This window comes from Streptococcus sp. HSISS2, assembly GCF_000448665.1.
Lineage (GTDB): Bacteria > Bacillota > Bacilli > Lactobacillales > Streptococcaceae > Streptococcus > Streptococcus raffinosi.
In genome coordinates this window covers 1,740,657-1,746,645 of the sequence record NZ_CM002133.1, presented here as the reverse complement: position 1 = coordinate 1,746,645, position 5,989 = coordinate 1,740,657, and the positions used below count along the sequence as shown (strand labels likewise).

1 protein-coding gene is annotated in these 5,989 nt (G+C 38.8%); it reads left to right on the top strand.

Going from position 1 to position 5,989, the window contains the following annotated elements:
• The coding region (locus HSISS2_RS07535; RefSeq protein ID WP_276201967.1) for an SspB-related isopeptide-forming adhesin at positions 1 to 5,989 on the top strand (5,989 nt) is incomplete at both ends.

Sequence of the window (5,989 nt, the reverse complement as noted above, 5' to 3'; positions counted from 1 at the left end):
CACTCCACCAACAGAACCTAAGTTCCAACCAGAGAAATACGTTGTTTCTAAAGCGAAATTCGATATCACAGGTACTAAGCTCGTTGATGACGATTCTGAATTGACAGATAAATATGGTGAAACAAACACAAATCCATATGTCGACAATACAAACAACAACGAAGCTGAAAACTTGAATACTAAGACAGTTGAACGTGGCTCTACACTTTACTACCAAGTATGGTTGGATACAACTAAGTTTGATGCAAACAACAAAGATAACATCCAAACAGTAGGTATCACAGATAACTACGACAAGGATAAATTGACTGTTAATGCTTCAGAAATTAAGGCTTACGATTCAGTAACAGGTGCGGATGTTACATCTAAGTTCGATATCTCAATCGCTAACGGTGTCATTACAGCTAACTTGAAAGATGGCTTCACTAAGTCACTTGGCGACGCTGAAAACACTCAAATCATTGATACAACTAAGTTCGCATTTGGACGTTACTACAAGTTCGACATCCCAACAACAGTTAAAGCTGATGTTCCAGGTGGTGCAGACATTGAAAATACAGCAGCTCAAGTTGTAAACTACTACAACCCAACAACTAAGAAAGTTGAAAAACCAAGCAAACCAACTGAAAAACGTGTGAACAACGTTCCAGTTGAAGTGTCATTCAACTTCACTAAACGTTTGGAAGGTCGTGAGCTTAAAGCCAACGAATTCAACTTCGTGCTTAAAGATTCAACAGGTAAAGTTGTTCAAACAGTAAGCAATGATGCGGCTGGTAACGTTTCATTCTCACCACTCAGCTTCAAGAAAGGTGAAGAAGGCGTTCACAACTACACTGTAGAAGAAGTTAAGGGAACAGACGCAACTGTCGCTTACGATACAATGAAAGCAACTGTAGCAATCACAGTATCACACGACGGTACAGCTAAAGCCCTTGTAGCAACTGTAGGTGCAATCGCTGATAAAGAGTTCAATAACCGTGTAACTCCACCAGAAGAACCTAAGTTCAACCCTGAAAAATATGTTGTTTCTGAAGAGAAATTCGATATCACAGGTGACAAGCTCGTTGATGATGACAAAGAGTTGGCAGACAAGTATGCAGATACAAATGCCAACCCATATGCGGACGATGCATCTAACAACGAAAAACAAAACTTGAACACTAAGACTGTTAACCGTGGCGACAAGTTGGTTTACCAAGTATGGTTGGATACAACTAAATTTGACGCTAACAACAAGGATAACATCCAATCTGTTGGTATCACTGATGACTACGATGAAGCTAAGTTGAATCTTGACGCTACTAAGATTAAAGCTTACGATTCAGTAACAGGTGATGATGTAACTTCTAAATTCGATATTGCTGTGAACAATGGTGTGATTACTGCAACCCTTAAAGATGGCTTCACTAAGTCACTTGGCGACGCAGAAAACACTCAAATCATTGACACAACTAAATTCGCATTTGGACGTTACTACAAGTTCGACATCCCAACAACAGTGAAAGCTGATGTACCTGGTGGTGTAGATATTGAAAATACTGCGGCTCAAGTAGTTAACTACTACAACCCAACTACTAAGAAAGTTGAAAAACCAAGCAAACCAACTGAAAAACGTGTGAACAACGTTCCAGTTGAAGTGTCATTCAACTTCACTAAACGTTTGGAAGGCCGTGAGCTTAAAGCCAACGAATTCACATTCGAGTTGAAGGATGCAGCAGGTAAAGTTGTTGAGACTGTTAAGAATGATGCGGCTGGTAACGTTGCATTCTCACCACTCAGCTTCAAGAAGGGTGAAGAAGGCGTTCACAACTACACTGTAGAAGAAGTTAAGGGCACAGATTCAACTGTTACATACGATACAATGAAAGCGAATGTAACAGTAACCGTTAAACACGACGGAACTGCTAAACTTCTCGTAGCAACTGTTGGTGAAATCGCTGATAAAGAATTCAACAACCGTGTAACTCCACCAGATGAACCTAAGTTCAACCCTGAAAAATATGTTGTTTCTGAAGCGAAATTCGACATAACAGGTAAAAAACTTGTTGATGATGATAAAGAATTGGCTAACAAGGTTGCGGATACAAACGCTAACCCATACGCTGATGACGCATCAAACAACGAATTGGAAAACTTGAATACTAAGTCAGTTAAACGTGGTCAAAAACTTTACTACCAAGTATGGTTGGATACTACTCAATTTGACGCTAACAACAAGGAACATATCCAAACTGTTGGTATCACAGATGACTTTGATGAAACTAAGTTGACTGTGAATGCTTCAGAAATCAAGGCTTACGATTCAGTATCAGGTGCCGATGTTACATCTAAATTTGACATCTCAATCGCTAACGGTGTGATTACAGCTAACCTTAAAGATGGCTTCACTAAGTCACTTGGCGATGCTGAAAACACTCAAGTTATCGACACTACTAAGTTCGCCTTTGGACGCTACTATAAATTTGATATTCCTGCAACAGTGAACGCTGACGTTCCTGGCGGTGCAGATATTGAAAATACAGCAGCCCAAGTTGTTAACTACTACAACCCAACAACTAAGAAGGTTGAAAAACCAAACAAACCAACTGAAAAACGTGTAAATAGTGTTCCAGTTGACATCGAATTCAACTTCACTAAACGTTTGGAAGGTCGTGAACTTAAAGCTAACGAATTCAACTTCGTGCTTAAAGATGCTTCAGGTAAAGTTCTTGAAACAGTAAGTAATGACGCAGCTGGTAACGTTAAGTTCTCTAAACTTGAATTCAAGAAGGGTCAAGAAGGCGTTCACAACTACACTGTAGAAGAAGTTAAGGGCACAGATTCAACTGTTACATACGATACAATGAAAGCGAATGTAACAGTAACCGTTTCACATGACGGAACTGCTAAACTTCTCGTAGCGAAAGTTGGCGAAATCGCTGATAAAGAATTCAACAACACTGTTCGTCCTCCAGAAGAGCCTAAGTTTAAACCAGAGAAATACGTTCTTAGCAAAGATAATGGTAAGTTTGATATCACTGGTACTAAGCTTGTTGATGATGATAAAGAGTTGAAAGATAAGTATGCAGAAACAAATGCAAACCCTTATGCTGATGATCCATCAAACAACGAAGCAGAAAACATCAATACTAAAGCTGTTAAACGTGGCGATATTATCAACTACCAAGTATGGCTTGATACAAATCAATTTGATGCAAACAACAAGGATAACATCCAAACTGTTGGTATCACTGATGATTACGATGAAGCTAAATTGGATGTAGTTGCATCAGAAATCAAGGCTTATGATGGTAAGACTGGTGCAGATGTAACAGATAAATTCGATATCACAGTTAATAACGGTGTGATTACAGCTAACCTTAAAGATGGCTTCACTAAGTCACTTGGCGACGCTGAAAATACTCAAATCATTGACACTACTAAGTTTGAATTTGGACGTTACTACAAGTTTGTCATCCCAGCTAAGGTTACTGACGGTGCTTACGATGGTGCTGAAATTGAAAATACAGCAGCTCAAGTTGTAAACTACTACAACCCAACTACTAAGACTGTTGAAAAACCAAACAAACCAACTGAAAAACGTGTTAACAACGTTCCAACTGCTATCGAGTTGATCTTCGGTAAGACACTTAACGGACGTAAGTTGCAAGATAAAGAATTTACTTTCGAATTGAAAGATGAAAAAGGTAATGTTCTTGAAACAGTTAAGAATGATGCCGAAGGTAAAGTTAAATTCTCTACTATCAACTATGCTAAAGCAGATCTTGGTAAGACATTCAACTACACAGTAGAAGAAGTTAAAGGAACTGATACAACTGTTACTTACGATAACATGAAAGTCAATGTTACTGTTCAAGTTATCCAACCTTCAGTAGGAGATCAATTGTCAACAGTTATCTCTTACGCTACAGTAGGTGGAGATGCTTATGGTGGTGACGATCGTGTCTTCGATAACAATGTAACTCCTAACTTCAAACCAGAGAAATACGTTGTTTCAGAACCAAGCTTCGACATCATTGGTAACAAACTTGCTGATGACGACGATTCAGCTGATAAAGTTGAAATCCAAAACTTGAATGGTAAGACCCTCAAACGTGGTCAAAAGATCTACTATCAAGTATGGCTTGATACTCGTGACTTCACTGCAGAAAGCAACCTTCAAACAGTTGGTATCACAGATAACTACGAAGAAGCTAAGCTCGATATCGACGCTTCTGAAATCAAGGTTTACGATGGTATCACTGGTAAGGATGTTACAGACAAGTTCGATATTAAAGTTGAAAATGGTGTTCTCTACGGTACATCTAAAGCAAGCTTGACTAAAGCTATTAGTGCAACAGATGCTACTCCAGTCATCGATACAACTAAATTCGAGTTTGGTCGTTACTATAAATTTGATATTCCAGCTGTTGTTAAAGACATTGATGCTAACGACGGTGTAGATATTGAAAATACAGCTAACCAAACAATTCACCAATACAACCCATTCAATAAGAAAGTTACAACTCCTGAAAAACCAACTCAAACACGTGAAAACAACGTTCCAGTTCCACTCGAGTTCAACTTCACTAAACGACTTGAAGGCCGTGAGTTGACTGCAGGTGAGTTCAGCTTCGTATTGAAAGACAAAGACAACAAGGTTCTTCAAACAGTAACCAACGATAAAGATGGTCACATCAAGTTTGAAAAACTCTTGTTCAGCAAAGCAGATCTTGGTAAGACATTCACTTACACAGTTGAAGAAGTAGCTGGTAAAGATACTTCAATCACTTACGATGCTATGAAAGCAACTGTAACAGTGGAAGTTACTAAGGAAGGCAAAGTTCTCACAACTGTCGTTAACCACGCTTCAACAGGCGGATTCGCTTCAAGTGCTAACGATAAAGAGTTCAACAACAAAGTTCGCCCACCAGAAACACCTAAGTTCCAACCAGAAAAATATGTTGTTTCTGAAGCAAAATTCGATATCACGGGTACTAAGCTCGTTGATGATGATAAAGAATTGGCTAACAAGGTTGCAGATACAAATGCTAATCCTTACGCTGATGATGCATCAAACAACGAATTGGAAAACATGAATACTAAGTCTGTTAAACGTGGTGATAAACTTGTTTACCAAGTATGGCTCGATACAACTAAATTCGACGCCAACAACAAGGATTACATCCAAACAGTTGGTATCTCTGATGACTACGACGAAACTAAGTTGGAACTTGACGCTACTAAGATTAAAGCTTACGATTCAGTAACAGGTGAAGATGTTACCGCTAAATTCGACATCACAGTTGAAAACGGTGTAATCACAGCTAACCTTAAAGATGGCTTCACTAAGTCACTTGGTGATGCTGCAAACACTCAAATTATCGACACAACTAAGTTTGCCTTTGGTCGTTACTATAAATTTGATATCCCAACCACTGTTAAAGACACTGTTCCTGGTGGTGTAGATATTGAAAATACAGCTGGACAAGTTGTTCACTACTACAACCCAACAACTAAGAAGGTTGAAACACCTAAGGTACCAACTGAAAAACGTGTTAACAGTGTTCCAGTTGAAGTCGGATTCAACTTCACTAAACGTTTGGAAGGTCGTGAGCTTAAAGCTAACGAATTCACATTCGAGTTGAAGGATGCAGCAGGTAAAGTTGTTGAAACTGTTAAGAATGATGCAGCTGGTAACGTTAAATTCTCTAAACTTGAATTCAAGAAAGGCCAAGAAGGCGTTCACAAGTACACAGTAGAAGAAGTCAAAGGAACTGATGCAACTGTTACATACGATACAATGAAAGCGAATGTAACAATCACTGTTTCTCATGATGGTACTGCTAAAGCTCTTGTAGCAACTGTTGGTGAAATTGCTGATAAAGAATTCAACAATGCTGTTCGTCCACCAGAAAAACCTAAGTTCCAACCAGAAAAATATGTTGTTTCTGAAGCGAAATTCGACGTAACAGGTACTAAACTTGTTGATGATGATAAAGAATTGGCT